The organism is Herpetosiphon sp. NSE202, from assembly GCF_042688385.1.
GTDB lineage: Bacteria > Chloroflexota > Chloroflexia > Chloroflexales > Herpetosiphonaceae > Herpetosiphon.
Genome location: NZ_JBHUPY010000018.1, coordinates 111,810 through 132,900, shown reverse-complemented (window position 1 = coordinate 132,900; position 21,091 = coordinate 111,810). Strand labels below are relative to the sequence as shown.

General features: G+C 50.0%; 17 protein-coding genes. 5 read left to right on the top strand and 12 right to left on the bottom strand.

The features are described from left to right. Positions 1-123: 123 nt before the first annotated feature. The 8 genes from pxpB to ACFMKP_RS20870 all read right to left on the bottom strand — a co-directional run bounded on the left by pxpB (position 124) and on the right by ACFMKP_RS20870 (position 9,751). Entirely contained in the window at positions 124-738 is a 615-nt protein-coding gene (pxpB, locus tag ACFMKP_RS20905) for a 5-oxoprolinase subunit PxpB (protein WP_382294748.1), read from the bottom strand. A 588-nt stretch (positions 739-1,326) separates the two neighbouring features. Then, on the bottom strand, positions 1,327-3,219 hold the full coding sequence (locus ACFMKP_RS20900) for a hypothetical protein (RefSeq protein ID WP_382294746.1): 1,893 nt from the start codon (positions 3,217-3,219) through the stop codon (positions 1,327-1,329). Further along, the gene (locus ACFMKP_RS20895) at positions 3,213-4,370 is read right to left on the bottom strand and encodes an iron-containing alcohol dehydrogenase (RefSeq protein WP_382294744.1); all 1,158 of its coding nucleotides are present in this window, start codon (positions 4,368-4,370) and stop codon (positions 3,213-3,215) included. Before ACFMKP_RS20895 ends, ACFMKP_RS20900 begins: the two co-directional genes overlap by 7 nt. A 178-nt stretch (positions 4,371-4,548) precedes the next feature. Next, positions 4,549-5,496 (bottom strand): CpXC domain-containing protein, encoded by a 948-nt coding sequence (locus ACFMKP_RS20890; RefSeq protein ID WP_382294742.1) that lies wholly within the window; start codon positions 5,494-5,496, stop codon positions 4,549-4,551. 12 nt (positions 5,497-5,508) lie between these two features. Then, entirely contained in the window at positions 5,509-6,141 is a 633-nt protein-coding gene (locus ACFMKP_RS20885; protein ID WP_382294740.1) for a CpXC domain-containing protein, read from the bottom strand. Between the two features lie 20 nt (positions 6,142-6,161). Then, positions 6,162-7,898 (bottom strand): long-chain fatty acid--CoA ligase, encoded by a 1,737-nt coding sequence (locus ACFMKP_RS20880; protein ID WP_382294738.1) that lies wholly within the window; start codon positions 7,896-7,898, stop codon positions 6,162-6,164. A 66-nt stretch (positions 7,899-7,964) separates the two neighbouring features. Continuing rightward, entirely contained in the window at positions 7,965-8,153 is a 189-nt protein-coding gene (locus tag ACFMKP_RS20875) for a hypothetical protein (protein WP_054532818.1), read from the bottom strand. A 161-nt stretch (positions 8,154-8,314) separates the two neighbouring features. Continuing rightward, positions 8,315-9,751 (bottom strand): hypothetical protein, encoded by a 1,437-nt coding sequence (locus ACFMKP_RS20870; protein WP_382294736.1) that lies wholly within the window; start codon positions 9,749-9,751, stop codon positions 8,315-8,317. A 209-nt stretch (positions 9,752-9,960) separates the two neighbouring features. On the opposite strand from ACFMKP_RS20870, the gene ACFMKP_RS20865 reads away from it, so the two are divergent. The 4 genes from ACFMKP_RS20865 to ACFMKP_RS20850 all read left to right on the top strand — a co-directional run bounded on the left by ACFMKP_RS20865 (position 9,961) and on the right by ACFMKP_RS20850 (position 13,453). Next, complete coding sequence (locus tag ACFMKP_RS20865; protein WP_110519481.1) at positions 9,961-10,914, top strand: TIGR00266 family protein; 954 nt, start codon at positions 9,961-9,963, stop codon at positions 10,912-10,914. Positions 10,915-11,249: 335 nt separating this feature from the next. Next, entirely contained in the window at positions 11,250-11,693 is a 444-nt protein-coding gene (locus ACFMKP_RS20860; RefSeq protein WP_382294734.1) for a GNAT family N-acetyltransferase, read from the top strand. Positions 11,694-11,776: 83 nt separating this feature from the next. Next, the gene (locus ACFMKP_RS20855; RefSeq protein WP_382294732.1) at positions 11,777-12,811 is read left to right on the top strand and encodes a hypothetical protein; all 1,035 of its coding nucleotides are present in this window, start codon (positions 11,777-11,779) and stop codon (positions 12,809-12,811) included. 198 nt (positions 12,812-13,009) lie between these two features. Then, positions 13,010-13,453 carry a hypothetical protein gene (locus ACFMKP_RS20850; RefSeq protein ID WP_382294730.1) on the top strand — a complete coding sequence of 148 codons (444 nt, stop codon included), beginning with the start codon at positions 13,010-13,012 and terminating at the stop codon, positions 13,451-13,453. 99 nt (positions 13,454-13,552) lie between these two features. Here the strand turns inward: ACFMKP_RS20850 and ACFMKP_RS20845 are convergent, their stop codons facing one another. The 4 genes from ACFMKP_RS20845 to ACFMKP_RS20830 all read right to left on the bottom strand — a co-directional run bounded on the left by ACFMKP_RS20845 (position 13,553) and on the right by ACFMKP_RS20830 (position 17,948). Beyond that, positions 13,553-14,149 carry an ANTAR domain-containing response regulator gene (locus tag ACFMKP_RS20845; RefSeq protein ID WP_054532812.1) on the bottom strand — a complete coding sequence of 199 codons (597 nt, stop codon included), beginning with the start codon at positions 14,147-14,149 and terminating at the stop codon, positions 13,553-13,555. A 746-nt stretch (positions 14,150-14,895) separates the two neighbouring features. Then, on the bottom strand, positions 14,896-15,432 hold the full coding sequence (locus ACFMKP_RS20840; protein WP_382294728.1) for a bifunctional nuclease family protein: 537 nt from the start codon (positions 15,430-15,432) through the stop codon (positions 14,896-14,898). Between the two features lie 166 nt (positions 15,433-15,598). Then, a complete protein-coding gene (locus ACFMKP_RS20835) occupies positions 15,599-16,669 on the bottom strand; it encodes a quinone-dependent dihydroorotate dehydrogenase (RefSeq protein WP_382294726.1) in 1,071 nt (356 codons plus the stop codon). A 364-nt stretch (positions 16,670-17,033) separates the two neighbouring features. After that, positions 17,034-17,948: a biotin-dependent carboxyltransferase family protein gene (locus ACFMKP_RS20830; RefSeq protein ID WP_382294724.1), complete on the bottom strand. Its 915-nt coding sequence runs from the start codon at positions 17,946-17,948 to the stop codon at positions 17,034-17,036. A gap of 591 nt (positions 17,949-18,539) precedes the next feature. On the opposite strand from ACFMKP_RS20830, the gene ACFMKP_RS20825 reads away from it, so the two are divergent. Further along, the gene (locus ACFMKP_RS20825) at positions 18,540-20,672 is read left to right on the top strand and encodes a hypothetical protein (protein ID WP_382294722.1); all 2,133 of its coding nucleotides are present in this window, start codon (positions 18,540-18,542) and stop codon (positions 20,670-20,672) included. Positions 20,673-21,091: the final 419 nt, after the last annotated feature.

Genomic DNA, 21,091 nt, shown 5'->3' with positions numbered 1-21,091 from the left:
CGAACAATCTTCCGCTAGCCCAAAGCCATTAGCCTATAGCCCCGTTCCTCTGCGCCTCTGCGTTATTGTTTTGCTTTTTGCCTTTTGACTTTTGACTTTTGCTTTCTGACTTTTGCCTTTGCTTCATCCCTCATCCTTCATCCTTTCAAAATAGACAATATCGCCAGCATTGAGCAGGGCTGGTGGAGAAGCTTGCGGGTCAAACAGGCGTAAGGGCGTTGTACCCAAAATATGCCAGCCACCAGGCGAACTTTGTGGGTAAATCCCAGTTTGATCGTTGGCAATCGCAACCGAGCCAGCAGCAACCTTGGCTCGTGGGGTGGCGCGACGCGGCAAATGCAAGGCAGCTGGCAAGCCATCGAGATAGGGAAAGCCAGGCAAAAAGCCAACCATTGCCACTCGATATTCAGCCTGCGAATGTAACGCAATCACCTGTTCGATATTCAACGAGCAGCGTTCGGCAACCTCAGCCAAATCAATGCCATCGTAGCGCAGCGGAATCCGATGGATGGTCGGCGTTGGCAAGGTTTGCTGGGTGACATGGAGCCGATGAATGCCCCGCCGCACTTGGCGAGCATTGGTCTTAGCCAAATTAAATACAACCGTGACTGTTTCCAACCCTGCGACCACATCAAGCACCCCAAATAATTGGGCATTACGCAGCGCCAACGCCAATTGGGCTGGCTGCGCGGTTGTAATCAACAAGGCACTATCGCCAAATATTTCAATCTTTAGCATACCTAGAACATAGAGCAAAGAACATAGAACATAGAGAAAACCAAAAGGCAGAAGTCAAAAGTCAAAAAAGCGCTGAAAGGATATTGGCTATCAGCTTTGGCATTTTCATCTCTCATCCTTTCGCTCTCTGCGCCGCTGCGTTAAACATCTGATCCACGAAGGACGAGAAACCGCGAAGGACGCGAAGAGCGCGAAGAATGTTTTTAGCCACAGATTTGCGGGATTTTGATTTAATTCCCAAATGGCCGATCCCCAATTTTGACTTCTGGCTTCTCTTTCATCCCTCATAATTCAACCTTCATCCTTTATTTTAGCCACAGATTGGCACAGATTTTTGGGATTATGTTTCGCTTAGCCCAAAGCCTAAAGCCAATAGCCCATAGTCATCGTTTCTCTGCGCCGCTGCGTTAAACATCTGATCCACGAAGGACGAGAAACCGCGAAGGACGCGAAGAGCACGAAGAACGTTTTTAGCCACAGATTGGCACAGATTTTTGGGATTATGTTTCGCTTAGCCCAAAGCCGAGAGCCAATAGCCATCGTTTCTGCCCCTCTGCATTAATGCTTTTGACTTCTGACTTCTGACTTTTAAAACGGTTCCGGTGGGCGAATTTTATAGACCATGGCTGCAAACCAAATAATCATGCCAAAAATTGCACAACCGCTGGTAATCAAAATTGCAGGCCAACGGCCCCAGCGCGTGCGTTGCCAGAGCCAATCGAGGGCAATTCCGGTAGTCAGTGCAATCGCCCAAGCGCTAAACATCAACCAGCGGGTGGTAATGGTCGAGCCATTGATAATTGGAAAGGCCGCCAAAACGAGGCTAACCACAAAGGTTGCGCCAGCCACCAACTGCAAACCGCGATGCTTGCGCGCCAGCCACCAGCCAAATGGCGCAATTAGCACAGGCAATAAACCATAGTGTCGCCAAAAACCAAGCTCGATCATATCCCACAGCAATTGCATACGCGGCACAGCTTCGCGCTGATTAACCGCGTTCATGCCGCCTTCAGCAAACGATTGGCCTTGCTGCAAAAATAGCCCGATAAAGCTAGAATAATAGACCGCCCAGACCAACACTTGGGTTGCCACAAGGCTGAATAAGAGTGCCCAACCCTGCGAACGCGGGCCGCGCCACCACAGCCATAGCACCAATAAACCACCCATCAAGCCAGTATTGAGATAAAAGCCAAAGTGGCCGAGGGCAATCGTGCTCAAACCAAGCGTGATCCAAAGCCAATTCCGCCGCTCATGCCAATGTTCCCACGTCCAAACCATAAACGCAGCCAACAGCAAGGCCACAAATTGGCTGAAAATATGCGAATCAAACGACCAAGCGTTGGTCATAAAGCCAGCTGGCACCAGCCCATAGATGATTGCGCCAAGCAGCGACCCGCGCTGTGAGCCAGTTGCCCGCAAGCCCAAGCAAAACAACACCGGCAAGGCCAAGGCTTCGCAAGCAGCTGCGGTTAATTGCAACAACCATTCAGCCGAAATTCCGGTCAAGGTCAATGGTTGCAACAAAGCATACAAGACTGGTGGATACGGAAAATCGATGCCGCGATGGCGTGATGGACGAAACAAATCGCCAAGATTGGTCGCATGAATCCGGTTGCGATGAAAGCCAATATCGCCTGGCATATGTTCGAGCAGCAACCGCCCGCCCAACTTGAGCGACCACACCAGCACCGTCGCCAAAATCAGCCAGCGCAAGACATCGCGATTAACTTCTAAGCCCAAGCGCTGCAACATTGGCGGCAAGGCCCAGCGCAACAGCAGAAGCGCAGCCAAGCCATATAAGGTTGTTTGGGCAACCGCTGGCGCTGCATAGCTGGCACGCAACGGTGCAAACCACGTCGCGGCCACAATGCCCAAGCCGGTTAAGCCAACTGCTAAGCCAATTTCAAGGCTCGAACCGCCAAGCCAGAGCACGCTTAGGCCAAGTGTTGTGAGCAAAAAGAGCCACGCCAAAGTTGGCCAAAGTGCTGGCCAAGCCCAACCGCTGCTACTCAATTGACCACCACTAAACGCCGCGCCCAATTCACGCGGGTCGTCGGTAGCAATCGGCTGCTCAACCTTAATCGCCACTTTTCCAGCTGCATCTGCAGGCAGCAGCACGTGCAAAACTCGCCCAGCAGTGCTGGAAAATTGACTAGTGCCGATGATCAAACTAGCTGGATTGCCTGTGAGTTGCGGCAAATCGAGCCAATAGTTGCGTTGCGCCACATAGGGGAAACGCAATTCTGCATTCAGGCTCGACCAACGGTAGCGCGCTGAGCGATCGGGCAATTGTTCGCCAGCATTAAAGCCCACAACAAACGGAGCATCGTTGTTGATGCCCTCTTCTAAGCCAATATTCAACGGCACTTGCCATTGGCGATTGGATACAAGCCCCAAGCCAATTAATAGCCCAATTAACAACGTAACCAGCGTCAACCATTGGCGACGCTGGCTTAATACATTCAGTGTATCAACTACCATGCTGCTTGCAAAATCCCCAGTAAATCTTCAACTGATGGTGCCAACGGGTTATGATAGACCGCCCCATCGCTAAATGCCTGTTCCGCCAACATTGGCAAGGCATCCTCGGGAATGCCTAAATCGCGCAATTGGGTAATCAGGCCACAGTCGCTGGCCAACTGGCGCAAGCCTGCAATCAAATCGTCGATTACTTCTTCACGCGAGCGGCCACCAGTGTTAATCCCAAAGGCGCGCGCAATCCGCGCATAGCGATCAGGCACGGTGTTGGCGTTGAATGCTACCACATGCGGCAAGAAAATTGAATTCAGCAAGCCATGATGCAAGGGGAAATGGCCACCAGTCGCGTGCGCCAAGGCATGCACCGCACCCAAATAGGAGTTGGTGAAGGCAATTCCTGCCATACACGAGGCAATTAACATCTGGCCGCGCGCTTCTTCGTTGGTTGGGCCGTGATGGGTTGCATCGCGCAGATAATTGGAAACGATCTCGATTGCGCCCAAGGCCAAAGCATCGCTCATTGGCTCAGCTTCGGTCGAGACATAGGTTTCAAAACAATGGGTCAGTGCATCCATGCCCGTGGCGGCGGCCAAATGTGGTGGCAAGCTTTGGGTCACGTGCGGGTCGAGAATTGCCAACTCTGGTGCAAGATATGGGCTGGTAAACGAGAGCTTGACGTTATTAACTTCATCTTTGATTACAGCAAAATTGCTGGCCTCGGAGCCAGTGCCAGCAGTCGTTGGAATCGCCACCATCGGAATTAAGCGCCGCTCAAGCACATTAATCCCTTCATAATCGAGCAAGTTGCCGCCTTCGGTGATCACAATCCGCATCGCTTTGGCGGTATCAATCGGTGAGCCGCCACCAAGCGCAATCAGCAAATCGGCTCCAGCTTCGCGGGCTTGAGCAGCAGCAGCTTCGACGACCGCAACTGATGAATTCGGTGGCACATCGCTATACACGCCGACAATCTCGATCGTTTCGGCCAAGGCTTGTTGCACTTGCTCAACCAAGCCCGACTTGACCAAGCCTGCATCGGTCACAATAAAGCCTTTGGTTGCGCCAAGCGAGCTTAATTCAGCGCCCATTTCAGCCACCAAGCCAGCTTTATACAGCACCCGTGGAATCAACCGAAATTCAAAAAATTCTTGCATAATCAACTCCTTGTATGTTGAGGATCGGTTGTTGGGGCTGGGGATTAGAAGCTGAAACCACGAAGCGCACGAAGGACTAGTTATCCACATTTTATGCGTGATCCTTGCACCTGATCCCTAACCCCTAATTCCTGACCCCTAGCCCTATGTTCTTTGCTCTATGTTCTATGTTCTTAATTTAGCGTTCGCCGCGCAAAACCGCCCGGGCCTCGCCAATCAATTGTGCTCCACCTAAATCGCCAACATCGCGCAACGCTTGTTGATCTTCGGCCAGCCACACATCAGCATCAGCACTCGCCAAAATTGGATACTCGGCGCGCAAGGCTGCCAAATCGCTGGCATCTTCACATGCCAGCACCGCCCGCCGAATTGTATTCCAATTGGCTGGCGGCGGCGCGCTTGCTTGCACAACCGTAGCAGTTGGCTTGGGGTTGGCGTGGCTTTGGCTTGATTGATCAAGGGTCTGGCGCAATTGAGTTAAGCTAATTCTGGCTCGCTCAAAGGCTTGGCTAATTTCAAATTCGCCAGCGTCAACCGCTGCTTCGGCCAAACCAGCCAAGCCCTCGTCCATCGCCTCGTCAAGTAAGAAAGGGTATTCATGCAGCACAGCTTGCAGTTCTTCAGGCGTATCGGCGGCCAGCATGCGCATAATCGCTTCGGCCAAAGGCGGCAAATCGTCTGAATCATCGGAGCCAAGCGCATCACCAATCGCTTCAGCAGCCGATTGCGGCGTGTAATTAAGTTGATCTAAGGCCTCAGCTACGCCAGCAACCCCAGCTTCTGCTTGCACATTGCCAAGGTAGGGCAATTGATCTTCGCGCGGCAAAGCTCCAATTAACATCCACAACAAACCTTGGGCCAATTCATTCCATTCGGCTTCGGGCATTTCGTAGGGCACGCCAAACAATACCGCGCGCGCCCGCCGATCGTGCAGCAAAACAGGTGCAGGCACAACCCCAGTTTGGCCACAGCTTGGGCAACGGGTATCGTGCAACGTCACATCGCGAATCGCCTGCACCAGATCAGGCCGTTCCTCGGCATCAACAATCAACCACGCTTCGGCCACAAACGGCGTTTGGCAGGTTGGGCAAACAAGTTCATAGGGTTGGCTATATGAAATTGGCATATGCGGCTCTCGCTAGGCTATGAATCGACGCAAAAAATCGCCAAGCCCACTGTCCATTGGCACAACTGTGGCTAAGCGATCGAGCATCAACGTTAAGTCAGATTGTTGGGCAACAGTTAAGCTTTGCCAGAATGCTTGTTGCTGATCAGGGTCATGGCTTTGCACCAAGCCTTCCAGCAATTCAATCGTTGCTGGTTGCGGCCACGACCAGGCAGAGTTTGCCATAAAAGCCAGCAATGCACGCTGTTTGGCAGCATAATCAAGCATCGCTTGCAAATCGTCAAGGTCAGCAGCAAGCTGCACATGGCCCAAATATTCAGCCTCGGCTAGCTGTTCGAGCAGCAATTGCTGATGCAACAAGCCAACCAAATGCTGCGCCAAAGCCTCAGCCTCGCTAGCACTGGCAACCGACAATGGTAAGGCCAAAATCAATTGCGAATAACGTGCATCGTGGTAAAGCAGTGGCGCAATTAATGAGCCAATCGCGTCGCAATAGGGGCATTGGGTTTCGCGCAAACGGCCATCAAGCAGCTGTTGCAACAAACCAGGCTGCTCCTCGCCATCGAGAATCAGCCAAAGGGGCGCATCGAATTGCGCCCCACAAGCGGGGCATTGCACCACGGCAACTTCATGGCGAGAACGCATATTCCAACGTTAGGTTTAGCCTAACTTGCCTCCTGTTGAACTTGCTGAGCCTGCTTTTGCTTTTCCATCTCGACCAAAACCCGCCGGAGCACTTTGCCAACTTGGGTTTTGGGCAGTTCCTCGATAAATTCTACTTGAGTAGGAACTTTATAGGGCGCGAGATTTTCTTTGCAAAAGTCGCGAATTTCTTTGGCCGTGGCGGCTGCATCGGGCTTGAGCACCACAAAGGCCTTAACTGTTTCCCCACGATAGGTATCGGGAATGCCTGCTACCGCCGCTTCGAGCACGGCTGGGTGCATAAACAGCACTTCCTCAACTTCGCGTGGCACAATATTATAGCCCGAAGCGATAATTAAGTCTTTTTTGCGATCGACAACATAGAAGTAGCCATCGCTATCGGTTTTGACAATATCGCCAGTGCGCAGCCAACCATCTTCGGTCAGCACTTTGGCGGTTTCATCATCGCGGCCCCAATAGCCCTTCATAATTTGCGGCGCACGAATCAGCAATTCGCCTTCGCGCTCCGAGCCAATCGCCAGCGGCTCTTCGGTCTCAAGATCCAAAATTTGCACTTCGACATCAGGCATCGGTACGCCGATTGAGCCAGATTTGCGCACCCCAAACACTGGATTACAGTGGGTTACTGGTGCGGCTTCGGTCAGACCATAGCCTTCGACCAATCGCCCGCCCGTCAGGTCGCCAAATTTCTCTTGAACTTCCATTGGCAAGGCCGCCGAGCCACTGATACAGGCTTTAATCGAGCGCAAATTGTATTTATCAATATCTTTGTGATTGATAATGCCAATGTAGAGCGCAGGCACGCCCGGGAAGATCGTCGCTCGCTCGTTGTGCAAGGCTTCGAGCACGCCATCAACAGGCCGTGGATTAGGAATGATGACCATTTCTGCGCCAATTGCGATCGCAAAACACATGCCAACCGTCATGCCATAGACATGAAAAAAGGGAATTGCACACATCACACGTTCTTGGCCAGGCTTGAGGCCATTCATCCAATTCAACAATTGGCTGGTATTGGCCATAATGTTGTAGTGGGTCAGCATTGCAGCTTTGGGTGCGCCAGTTGTGCCGCCGGTATATTGAAACAGCGCCACATCTTGGCCTTCGACCACAACTTTGGGCGGGGCTGGTGGATATTCAGCCAACAAGGTGCTAAATAAGAGCGTCGTGCGATCAGGTGTAATGTCAACCCAGGTTGGGTCTTTTTGTTGGGTTCGGCGCACGAGCATGCTTTGGGGGAAGGCTAAAACATCGTGAACGTAGGTCACAATCACCCGCTTGAGCGGCGTTTCGGCCAAAATTTCTTGCACTTTGGGGTAGAACGAACTAAGCACAAAAATTGATTCGGCCCCAGAATCGGCCAATTGGTGTTTAAGTTCGCGGGGTGAGTAGGTTGGGTTAATGTTGACGACAGTTGCGCCTAAGCGGAGTGCAGCAAAAAAGCCAATCACAAATTGCGGCGTATTGGGCAGCATAATCGCAAACCGATCGCCCTTGCGCACGCCCAACCCATGCAATGCCGTCGCGAATCGATCAACCGCTTCCTTCAATTGCCGATAGGTCAGCGAACCGCCAATTGCCACCCGACCACCAAGTACATATTTCAGCACAAAGTTAGTAGCCACCTGATTGGGATAATTGGCAACGGCGTTATCCAATAACGAAATCAACGGCTCGCTGGAGTATTGCAATGAGGGCTTGACCGTTGGCTCGTAGTGTGTTGTCCATGGCGTATCCACAATGATACCTCCTCAACAGCGGACAAGCAAAAGATTTAGAGAGGCAACTGGGCGAACAGGGTGGGTTTAGGATGCAGGTGTTTCCTCAGCGTTGGCTTCAAACCAACCCCGTTCTTGGGCAATGAATTTAATCGTGGCATCATCGGGGGGATACAAACCCGCCACCTGATAGGCATAGGCCAAGAGGGCTGCGCCGCCAACTAAACCCACAACTGCGCCAATAACAAAGGCTAGAATCGCTCCAAAACGCCGCATGCTGGAAACTCCTTGTGTGTCGGTGGAGACCATTGTGATGGCAGATTCTGCCCATCCCAACGGTAGAAATGCGCTACCATCATAACGCATAGCAGCATTAAGCGCAACCGCTGCTCCAATTTCAGCCCGAGTTTCAATTCAAGGCTATTTTAGCCAAAAGCTTAGCGATTCGGCGCTTTCACTTCGTACTCGCCAAGACAATCAACCCGCGCAATTTCGTGGTAGCTACGATCAGTTGCTTGCAACACATCGAGATCATAGGCCTCGCCCTGAAAAATAATCAAATCGTAGGCTTTAGCATCAATTGTTTGAATAAAATTATCGACTGGAGCATTCCAGCCTTTGCGCCGAAAAAACTTGAGCACTGCTGCATTGCCAATCACATCCTTGCGATTAATCACCGCAAAGCCTGGATTTTCGACCAGAATCGGCCCTTTGGCTGCTTGAATATACGCGTTGAGTTGATCGCAGGCTTTACGATCTGCAAGGCTTGGATTCAGGCCAAAATCTGGTGTATTTTTATTAAACCAACTAACCGGTTTGATGTTCGGGAAGGCAAAAAAGCCAAGCTGAAGCAGAATCAAACTAGCCCAAGCATAGCGCAAGCGATAATTATGGGGCTGTTCCAGCAGATCTTTGCTGATGAAGCCCACTATAATTGCTGTAATCGCAATCGACTCAATAAAATAATTGGTTGAAGCACCGTCGCGACCTGTCGAAATAGTGGTTGTTAATGCAATTGTTGCATAGATTAGGAGCAATTGCTCACGCTTGAAATCGTTAATTGCAAACCAAGCATAGGCTAATACAAATATAAAATGGGTAGCCATAAAATTTTTGACTTGACCAAGAAACACCCGCGGATACCATTCCAATTGGTTATAGGTGATGATATGGCGCAGAAACTCACCGTCGCTACTGGAATTCAACCACAGAATTGCTGGAATGAGCAGGCTTGACCAAGCACTCAAAAAAATTATTAATAGTTTACGATCGTGAATAAGCAAATATAAGCCAATTGCTGCAACCGACGCTAACGCACTTTGTTTGGTAGCAACCGCCGCAAAACATGCCAGTGCCGCCAAAAGCACCGCACGCAGATCTAATTTAATCCCAAGCGCAATAATTGCCAGCAAGCTAAAACAAACTGCTAAGCCATCAACTCTGCTCCAAGCGCTCCAATAATAGACATAGATCGAATTAAAGAAGAGCAATGCAGCGAATATACAATAGCCAAGCGCAAAATTCTTTTTATACAGCAGATAGAAAATTAATCCTGATATAGCGATAAATGCCAGCGCTGAAAGCAGCCTGGTTGCAATAAATGTCGGCCCAGTAAGCAGCATGATCTTTGAGGCTAGCCAAGCAAACAGTGGTGGATAATTCGAAACCAGAAATGGGCTTTGTTCAACCGGTTGATAAATTGCTGAGCCTTGCGCGAGCAGCGCAGCATCACGCAAAACAAAACCTTCGCCGTTGGTAATATCATACGGAAACGTAATAACCGCATACATATGATATAAACCACGCAGCGCTAAAATAACTAAAAGGCAGTTAATTGCAACCAAAAGCCAATGTGCAAATTTTGCGCGGCCCATTGCCAGCTCCTTCTCTCAAACTTGCGGGCAATCATACAATAGTTTTGGTAATTAAGCTTTTAAGATCAAGTGGCTGTGGATTGAAGGCATGGCAATTGCCAGCGACCAGCTAGCAACCTTTGACCAAACAGCAACGTACTAGACGAAGGTTGTACAATGCAATTACCTATCGTGTTGCACTTTTTTGTGCTAGCATTGAGGAGCGTGTGATGTCTGAGAACGACTATCGTCCTAAATTTGATCCCCAAACGGGTCAACCAATTCCAAATCAGCCCAACTACAATCAGCCTCAAGGTGGCTATCCACCACCACCGCCCCAACCAAACTATGGCGCACCGCCAGAAGGCGCATACACGGTGGCCAGCGAACCAGGCCGCCCACTTGATTTGCCTGAACCACAAGTTGCCTTGAGTGGCCGTGGTATGACCACTGGTTTGCGCTACAAAGTGATTGGCTCAGTGCTGCAAGCGGTGATCATCGAGCTTGATCCAGGCCAGATGATCTTCTCGGAAAGCGGCGGCATGTCGTGGATGAGCGGCAACGTGCAGATGAACACCAACTCTGGTGGTGGCATCGGCAAGATGTTCAAACGCGCCTTCTCTGGTGAATCATTGTTCATCGTCGATTTCACGGTTGCTGGTGGCACGGGCTTGATCGGTTTTGCCAGCGAAATGCCTGGCAAGGTTGTGCCATTGCACCTCGCGCCTGGCCAAGAAATCATCATGCAAAAAGATTCGTTTATGTGTGCCGAAAAATCGGTGCAGCTTGATATTCACTTCCGCCGCAAATTAGGCGCAGGCCTGTTTGGTGGCGAAGGGTTTATTATGCAACGAGCCACCGGCCCGGGCGTGGTTTTTGCCGAGCTTGATGGCGAAGTAGTTGAATACTACTTGCAACCAGGCCAAGTGATGAAGGTCGATACTGGCCACGTGGCGATGTACGAGCCAAGCGTCCAATTCGATATTGAAATGGTGCGCGGCTTCAAGAATATGCTGTTTGGTGGCGAAGGTTTGTTCCTCGCAACCTTGCGCGGCCCTGGCAAAATTTGGCTGCAAACCATGCCAGTCATGAATGTGGCCAAGAAACTGGCTGAATATATGCCAGCCAGTGGCGGCGGTAGCGCTGGTGGCAACATCATCGGCAGCCTGCTTGGCGGCGACTAATTAGCAGCACGATTCCAGCGATGAAGGTTATTGGGCCTTCATCGCTGTTTTTTTAATCCTTTGGCTTTGGGCTATTGGCTATTTGTACTGGTTCATTGGATTGACAACGATGAGCATGCCCTCACCCCCAGCCCCTCTCCCACTGAACGCGGGCGAGGGGAGCACGGATTGTGTGGTTCCCCCTCTCCCGTTGACCGGGCGAGGGGCTGGAGGTGAGGGGACACGGTTGCCAACCTCATGTACCAATACAGCGTTTGACTTTTGCTTTCTGACTTTTGACTTTTGCTTTTGGCCTTCATCCCTCATAATTCATCCTTCTGAATGGGAGTTTTAGAATGGCAACTATTCGCTTAGAACCAATTACCGAGGAAAACTTTCGGCCTGTACTTAAACTCAAAGTCCGCGACGATCAAACCCAATTTGTGGCCCAAAATATGTTTTCGGTTGCCGAAGCCTATGTTCACCCCGATTGGGAGCCGCGGGCGATTTATGCCGATACCGATTTGGTAGGCTTTGTGCTAATGGGTCGTGATCCCGAAACTGGCCACGATTGGATTATTCGCTTTATGATTGGCGCTGAACACCAAGGCAAGGGCTATTCCAAACCAGCGCTTTTGGCAGTAATCGATCATCTTAAACACAAATCGTATCGCAGCGAAATTCGCCTGAGTTATGTGCCGGGCAATGCGGTTGCCGAAAAGCTCTATCAAAAAGTTGGCTTCGAAGCAACTGGCGAAGTTGAGGATGACGAAATCGTTATGCGCTTAGTCGAAGCATAATCAGCTTATCAGCATAGCATCATAGCAATCTCACCCCGAAGCGATCAAAGGCGGCGTATACTGCACGATGAAAGGAGGCCATCGTGCATCGTTATTCACGTCTGATGATTATTTTGGGGCTTGGATTGCTAACGGCATGTAGCAATAGCACCCCCACCCCGATACAACCCCTGCCAGAACAAGCAACCGCCAGTATTCCTGCCGCCAGCAACGAGCCAACTCAGCCAATCCCAACCCAAGCTGCTGTCGCTCCTGTAGTCGATGAAACTGCGGTTGTGGTGACCGAACCAGCGCCACCAAGTAAAGCAGCTATAGCTGTTTTCGACGATCAACAAAGCCCGCTGAGCTTGTTGGCCAGTTTTTACAACGCCGTCAATCGCGCCGAATATCAACGCGCCTACGGCTATTTTGAGCTTGAGCCAATGCCATTTGATCAATTCGAGCAAGGCTACGAGCAAACACTGAGCGTCAATGTCTTAGTCAATCCCAATGTTGTGATTGATGTAGGAGCTGGCAACCAAAATGCGCGCGTTGCCGCCGCCTTAATTGCCTACGATCGCCAAGCTGGCTGGCAATATTTTGTTGGTTGCTACGATTTGCATCGAGTTAATATCACTGGACTAAGTGAGCCATGGCAAATTCGCGGCAGTCAATTCGAGCTGGTCAACGATTTGCCAACATTAAATCAGCGCGTTGGCCAAATTTGCCCAGCAACCAGCCAACCAAACGCGGCCCAAACCCCAGAACAATTGCTTACGCTCTACACGAATGCGCTTAATCAAGCAGATTATGCCCAAGCATTCAGCTATTGGCGCGAGCAACCAGCGAGCGATGTGGCAACTTGGAGTCAACAATTTGCTGCCAAACAGTTCAACCAAGTCTTGATCAACCCGCAAGCCTTGAGCGATGCTGGGGCTGGCAATATTTATTATTCGACCAATCTGGTTTGGTTTAGCCCCGATCAAACTGGGCAATTGCAATTTGAGGTGGGCTGCGTCACGCTACATCGCAACAACACCGAGCCAGATCAGCCTTGGCAAATTCAACGTGTTGCGCTAGAAGCGATTGAACAAAGCCCTGCCGTGATTAACCAAGCCCTAGCTACAAGCTGCCAATAAATTTAATTCTACAAACAGCGTTCGGCATCAAAGCCACGGAACCGCGAAGGACGCGAAGAACACAAAGTTGATAGCTAAGCAGCGTAACAACAATCCAAGAACCACAGGGACTAAAACCCCCTGTGGTTCCCGCAAACAATGCAGAATCAGCTACACTATCTCAAATGAAGCAAATTTAAATGCTGAGGAATGCTAGTTATGCCAGTTGCCAAACGTCTCCGTGGCTTGTGGGTTGATGCAGTGTTGTTAGTGCTTGCGATTTCGCTTTTTATTCCAGCAGTTGGCGCGGCTCAAATGACGGGCTTTTCGCTTGGCCTCACTATGACGTTGCTGCTAGCCCTGATTGCGGGCTTAATATTCAAGGCAATTCGCCATGGAATGCACTTGTACAGCCCTCCAGCAGAACGCGAAGCCAAACTCAACGGCAAAATTCAAACTGCAAGGGTGCTGAGTTCAACGCCAACCGGTTGGTTGCGTGGCACCTATGGCCGCCGAATTTTCGAATTTGAGCTTGAATTACAACTCGAACAAACCACCCTCAAAATCTATCCCTTCCTTGAGTTGCTCAAGGCTCCCGATGCTGGCGATACCGTTCAGGTCAAAATTCACCAGCAAAATCCCACGGTAGTTGTGCTCGCTTAATCGTTTGAAGCGCCTTTGTTTATTCCAACAAGGGCGCTTCAAACCTATTGAATAGCGCAAAAAGACCAAATTCAAACAACAACAACAATGCTGGGGCAATTATGAGAGCAAGGCTTCAGCATCGATAATGGTTTGGGCGACATCTTTGAGTTTAACCCGCTTTTCACGAGCACGATGGCGCAAACGCTCATAGGCATCGTGTTCGCTAATATTCAAGCGTTGCATCAAAATACCCTTGGCCCGTTCAATCAATTTGCGTGCTTCCAACGATTCGTGCAAAGCATCGACTTCTTGGCGCAAGGCCCGAATTTCGGCAAAGCGCGCTAAGGCAATGTCGATCGCTGGCGTTAAGGCTTCCATCGTTACTGGTTTGACCAAATATCCCAGCGCGCCAGCTCGTTCAGCTTTGCGAATGGTGTCGCGGTCGGTAAACGCCGTCACCATCACAATCGGCATTGGCCGCTCAGCATACAGGCGGGCCGCAACTTCGGTGCCTTCCAATTCTGGCAACTTAACGTCAAGAATCGCCATATCTGGGTCTAATTGGCGCGCTAGCTCTAAGGCTTGGGTTCCGGTGCGGGCAACCCCCACAACCTGATAGCCCAAATCGGTCAGATATTCTTCCATGGTCAAGGCCACAAGTTCGTTATCTTCGGCCAATAAAATCCGAATCGTGGCTCGCTGCTCGTCAGACATAACAAAGCTCCGTCTTCACTAGAAATGGCTAACTACATCCTAGCATACTTTAAAAAGCATTTACACAGATTAAATACAGGCAAATAAGCATCTAAATATATAGATAAAGGCAAAAAATATCTATTAGGGCTACGTTGATTTCGTTGATTTGAATCTTCAGTTGCGTTATTTTCCAATCGGGCTTAATCCAATGCGCAGCATTGGGGATTTCCCCAATATATTATTTAATTAGGATCATGAAATAGACGTTAACAGTAGAGCATGTGGATTTGTGGAAAGATCGCGTTTCATGCTCTTCTAATGCGCCATGATTGATCGGGATAGATCGTGGAAGAGTTTCCCCATGTTCCCCATGCTTTTGGGGATAGACTCATGATGTGGATTATTGTGCACGATCTGCCAACATGGTTTCCCCATGCTTGTCCACATGTTGGCTAGTTTTCCACAGCAAAGGGCTAGTTATCCCCAATTTGTGGATAAATTTGGGGATAACTGGCGAATAAACAGGGATAACGCTACATCTAGGATAACTTGGCTGAACATGGCCCTAGATATAGTAGATCTTGATCGTGGATGTTTTGTGGAAAAGCTGCTGATAACCCGGTGGAAAACCTCTGTATAACATGATCACTCCATGAGCCTGTGGATAGCTGTGGAAACTTGTGGATAACATGCAGGCCTGATTTTCGCCAAAAAAAGCCGCCACTGAAGCTTCAGTGACGGCGAAAGGAGCGGGTATGGGTTTCTTATTGATCAGATTCTGGATCGATTGAGTCGATGAATTTGCGGAAGATCGAAAGCTCTTCTTCATCGGTGGTTGGGGCAGCCTCAGGCTCGGCCTGCGAAACCGATGTCGTTGGAATATCTTCGCTTTCGTCTTGGTCGTCCATCATATGGCCCAATTCGTCCATCACATGGTCGGCCACGAAAATAGGGGCTTCGGCGCGAACTGCCAAGGCAATTGCATCGCTAGAACGTGAATCAAGCTCGATTGCTTGGCCATTGTTATCGATCACTAAGCGGGCAAAAAAGGTGCTATCGCGGAAGTCGCTCACCACGACTTCGCGAATCGTGCCGCCCAGTGCTTTGACGGTTGCCAAGAGCAGATCGTGGGTCATTGGGCGAGGTGGCTCATGGCCTTGGACGGCTAGTGCAATTGCATCGGCTTCAAACGGGCCGATCCAGATTGTCACATAGCGACGGCTGTTCAGCTCCCGTAGGACAACAATCCGTTGTTGTGTGAGTAGACTAAAGCGTATGCTATCAACCTGGACGCGAACCATAACGCTGAAACCTTTCTATGCATCATCGTGGTGCATACTTATGAATTGATACCGCTCCCTTGCGTTGCATCTTACCACGCCCCCTATAGCAGCGCAACCAGTTATGTCATGCTCTGGTGTCATCTTGGTTTTGCCATATGGGTGAGTTATGTTCACCTCTCTAGTGCTAAACTGCTGCGCCAACCGCTGCTTGAATTGAATTAAAGCCATCGCGCCGCAACAGTGCAGCTAGCTCACGGTTAATCGTACTAACCAATTGTGGCCCAGCATAAATTAGGCTGGTATACAGTTGGATTGCGCTCGCGCCAGCCAAAATCCGTTCGTAAGCATCGTGACCATTAGCAATGCCACCAACGCCAATCAATGGAAGCTTGCCATTTGTGCTTTGATAAATATATTTGAGAGTTTGCAAGGCTTTGGTTTTGAGCGGGGAACCGCTTAAGCCGCCGGTTTCGGTTTGCTGAGCTGAACGTACGTTTGCGCGGCTGATGGTTGTGTTGGTGGCGATAATGCCGTCAACTCTTGCATCGAGCGCCGCGCCAAGTGCTGCATCTAAGCCTGCGCGATCTTCGTCGGGCGAGAGTTTGACGAACAGTGGCGCTTGATGGCGTAATTGTTGGCGGGCAGTTTGCACAACCTGCAATAATTCGGTTAATGGTTCGCGCCGACTAAGGTCACGTAACCCTGGCGTATTCGGTGAAGAAATATTGATCACAATATAATCGGCATATTCGCCAAGCAAATTAATTCCTTGGCGATAATCATCGGCTGCTTGTTCATTCGCGGTATTTTTATTTTTGCCCAGATTAATGCCCAGTGGAATTAAACGCGGCTGTTTGGCTAAACGCAGCGCTAAGGCTTCGATACCTGCATTATTAAATCCCATGCGATTAATTAATGCCTGATCTTCAATTAAACGAAATAAACGTGGTTGTTCGTTGCCAGCTTGCGGTTTGGGCGTAACAGTGCCTAATTCCAAAAAACCAAAGCCCAATTGGCGCATACCACGAATATGCGTACCATCTTTATCAAAACCAGCAGCTAAACCAAGTGGATTATTGAACGTTAACCCACACAGATTTGTTTTAAGGATTGGGTCATTGTGATGAAAGGAACGGAATAAATTTGCGGAAAATGGTAAATAAGTGACCAAATCAAGCCCAGCAGTGGTAATTCGATGAGCTTTTTCTGGGGCTAAACGAAATAATAATGCCTTTGCAAGCTGATAGATGCGCATAAAAAGCCTCACATAGGTGCGAATGGCAGCGACACTCGCTTGCCTTGGCGATTATACACAATCATTTGCGGGCCATGAACATATCCCACATATCCCAAGTTTCCCACATATCCCACATGGTTATCCACATTTTTGGGGGTAACTTATACAATTTGGGGATAGTATTTAGAACATGTGTTTTTATTAACAAGTGGATTTAATAATTATTTGAAACATTTGTGTTATTATGGCTGGATAAAACAATTTATTTGACAAATTGCAAAAAGTTATCCCACATTATCCCACACTTACCCACATTTTTGGGCTATTGTTTCTTTTTGCACAATCTTTTTGGGGGATAGCTTGCTAGTACTTTGGGGTTAAGCTAGATTGGGACAACTATGAAGTCTGGTTCTGGCTCGAAGTTGGCCTTGAGGAGATTGAGTTGTTCTGTAAAAGCGCGTTCGGCTAGTGTAAGCCCAATTGGCTGAAATTGCAAATACTCAGAAGGCAAGCGCTGAGCGAATTTGGGCAAATCGGTGCGAATCACGACCCCAAGCACTGGATAACCACCAGTGGTTTGGGCATCGGCCAAAAGCACAATCGGCTGGCCATCTGGTGGCAGCTGAATTGTGCCGGGCACAACTCCAAACGAACGCACTGAATTGGTTGGAGTTGCTAAGGCTTGGCCTTCGCAACGATAGCCCATACGATTGCTTTTGCTACTAATACACCACGTTTCGGCTTGAAATTCACGCTGAATCGAGCTATTCAAGCTGCGATTGGGCAGATAGCGAATTGGGCTTTGGCTCGAATCAACGGCCATTGTGTCCAAACCTCGGCCTGCAATCGTCAGATCTGGTTGGTTATAGCTTAATTGATCGCCGATTTTCAATGGTTGCGCCAAGTAGCCAGCCCACGGTGCGCCAAGTAAACAGCTTTGCGAGCCAAGTTGTGGCGCAATATTAAAGCCGCCAGCAATTGCCAAATAGCAGCGTGCGCCGCTCCGCCGCTGGTTAAATGTCAATTCGCTATTGGGTCGCACTAACCATGCCATGCCAAGCGCAATTGGTTGACCATCAAGCTCTGCGCCTAAATCGGCTCCAACCAAACTAATGATTGTTAACTCGCTGAAATGCAGCCGTGCGCCTGCGCCAGTAATTTCGAGGCTAGCTAAATCGGCTGAATTACCAACCAAGCGGCTAGCGAGGCTATGCGCCAGCCAATCGAGTGCGCCGCTGGCAGGCACGCCCCAATGCCGCAGGCCAGCACGCCCCGTATCCTGCAAGCTTATCAACATGCTCGTTTGGCGAATCGTCAACATAGGCCTAAGTATAAGCCGAAATTAAAAGTCAAAAAGAACAGAGCGCAAAGAACATAGGATGAAATCAAAAGTCAAAAGTCAGAAGTCAAAAGTCATAGCTTTAACGCAGAGGCGCAGAGCGACCGAAGGATGAATTATGAAGGATGAGGGATGAAAGCAAAAGCCCATAGCCTATAGCTCTAATAGTTCATTGGGTTGGCAACCATGTGCATGCCCTCACCCCCAGCCCCTCTCCCACTGAACGCGGGCGAGGGGAGCACTGATTCAGCGGTTCCCCCGCTCCCGTCGAACGGGAGCGGGGGCGAGGGGGTGAGAGGATCAGGCCATGGTTAACGCAATGAACCATTACAGCTATGTTCTATGCTCTCTGTTTTTCGTGTCTTTCGCGCTCTTCGTGTTCTTCGTGGTTTCATTCTTCGTGTCCTTCGTGCCCTTCGTGGATCAAAACCTGATCCCTCGCCTCCCGAAAGATTGCGCGTATAATGATGCTACACATTGTTCTGTTAAGTTGATTATCTACTATCGAATGTCGTTTTTTTGGCGATTGTACTTGTTGGAGGCAAGCCCATGACTACTCGTACCCTTCGGATTGTGCTCCTGCTGGGGTTGTTGCTGCTTTTTTTTGGTGGCTCGTATACGCAAGCGCGTGAGCTGCAACGTCCAATGCTCCGACCACAAATTACTTTTGTCCCAACAATTTACATCGACCAAAGCTTCGATAGTCCCATTTTTCCCCCTGCCAATTGGGCAACCACGATCATCACCGCAACTGATACGCCTGAGCCTGAATGGACGCAAGTAACCAGCGCTACCCGCCCAACCGCTCAGTCCCACAGTGGTGCGGGTATGGCTCATTTCAATAGTTATTCGACGAGCAATGGCAATGCAGCGCGCTTATCAACCGTGCTTACGCCAACCACCAATGTGCTGCGGGCAAGTTTTTGGTATTACCATAGCGCAATTTTTCCAACCTCAGCTGATACGCTGTTGGTTCAAACCAGCAACGATGGCCAAAACTACACGACGCACGCTAGCTATCCACGCTATCGGGCAACTGATGGCTGGACGCAATATCAGCTTGATTTGCCATTTGCCAGCATCGGCCAGCCGTTTTACTTGGGATTTTTGGGTATCAGCGATTTTGGAGCCAATCTTTTAATTGATGATGTGCTGATTCAAGACACGCCGCCGATTGAAATCTTTGGCACGACCAGCAACCAAGGCTGTGCTGGCGATACATTGCTCTATCCATTAAGCGTGCGCAACAACTATCCCAATTCGCAAACGATCAACCTTAATCTTGGACCCAGTGCTTGGCCAAGCAGTTTACCTTTTAATACGCTGACGATTCCGGCTCAAAGCAGCCGGCCAATTACGGTGAGCGTACATATTCCGGCGACGGCCCAACCACGTACCAGCGATCAAACGACCTTACAGTTAAGCAACGAATTGGTTGAGCTTAATCAAGCTCTTGTGACCAATTGTAGCCTTGGTCATTGGCTTGATCGCGAAGATTCATTGCTTGCCGCCCGCTATTCGTCGGTTGTTAGCGCCGATGGTGCGCTGTTTCAAATTGGTGGGCAAGGGCCAAATAATAATTCTCCTGCCTTGCCCAATACGTTGCGCTATCAGCCAAATACCGACAGCTGGCAACAACGTGCGCCAATGCCGATTGCAACTTTTGGCACTGATGCGGCTACGCTGAATGGCGAAATTTACCTAGTTGGTGGCTATCGCACTGGCGGCGGCTCAACCACCACAGGTTTGATTAGCGACCTGCAAATTTATTCACCAACGCTCGATATTTGGCGCAGCGGCCCAAGTCTACCAACGCCATTGGCCTACTATCAATCGGCGGTGCTTGCTGGCAAACTATATATTATTGGCGGCTCGAATGGCACTAATGTCTTAGCCAGTGTTTGGATATTTGACCCAGCCAGCCAAGCATGGACTGCTGGCCCAGCGATGAGCACGGCGCGGGCGTTCGCCTCGGCGGGAGTGGTGGATAACAAAATTTATGTGGCTGGCGGCACGGCCACCATCAGCAACCAAACTGCCTTGGATACGATGGAATTCTATGATCCAAATGTAAATGCTTGGCTGGCTGCGCCAAACTTGCCCCGTCGCCAAATGCAGGGCAGCGATGCCCAAATTCTCGACCGCTTTTTTATCATTACAACAGGTTATTCGATGCCAGTCGTGGCATCAAACTCAAGCCTAATTTTCGATCAGCAGACCAACGAATGGTCGGAAGTGTTGCTCAACAGTTCGCGTTATGGAGCAGAAGCTGATAGCATCAACGATACAGTGTTTGTAGTTGGTGGTCGCCAATTTGCCAACAATAGCTTTACGATGAGCAGCCGCAATGAATCGTTCCAAATTTGTCGTTTTGTGCTAACGACGGCCACGCCAACTCCAACTAGCACTAATACTGCCACCGCAACCAATTCGCCAACCAACACCAATACGCCGACAATCAGCTTAACTCCGACCAATACCGCAACCAATTCGCCAACAATCAGCATAACCCCAACGATAACGACCACACCGCCAAGCAGCACGCCGACTCATTCGCCGACCGCGACGCTGAGCCACACCCCAACAACCTCGGCCACGCCGCCGACCAATACGCCGACCGCGACCCAACCAATTGGGCTGCGCAAGGTATTCTTACCGCTGATTGGGAGTCAGTTGCGCTAGTAAAGAGCATAGAACATAGAACATAGAGCATAGAGCATAGATCTATTGGTTCAGCAGGTTAACCACGGCTTGATCCCCTCACCCCCTGGCCCCCTCTCCCATCGAATGGGAGAGGGGGAACCACGCAACCCGTGCTTCCCTCACCCGCGTTCAGTGGGAGAGGGGCTGGGGGTGAGGGCATGCTTCTGTTGCCAATCCAATGAACCATTTCACATAGCGCATAGAAATTTAACGCAGAGGCGCAGAGGAATTAGGGCTATGGGCTATGGGCTATCGGAAGATAATCACAATAATCTATGCCAATCTGTGGCTAAAATAGCCTTCGCGCTCTTCGCGTTCTTCGTGGTTTCAAACTGCGCGCTTTGCATCCTACATGGCCCAATCGTCGTCCTATTTATAGGTGCTTAAATCGTACGATA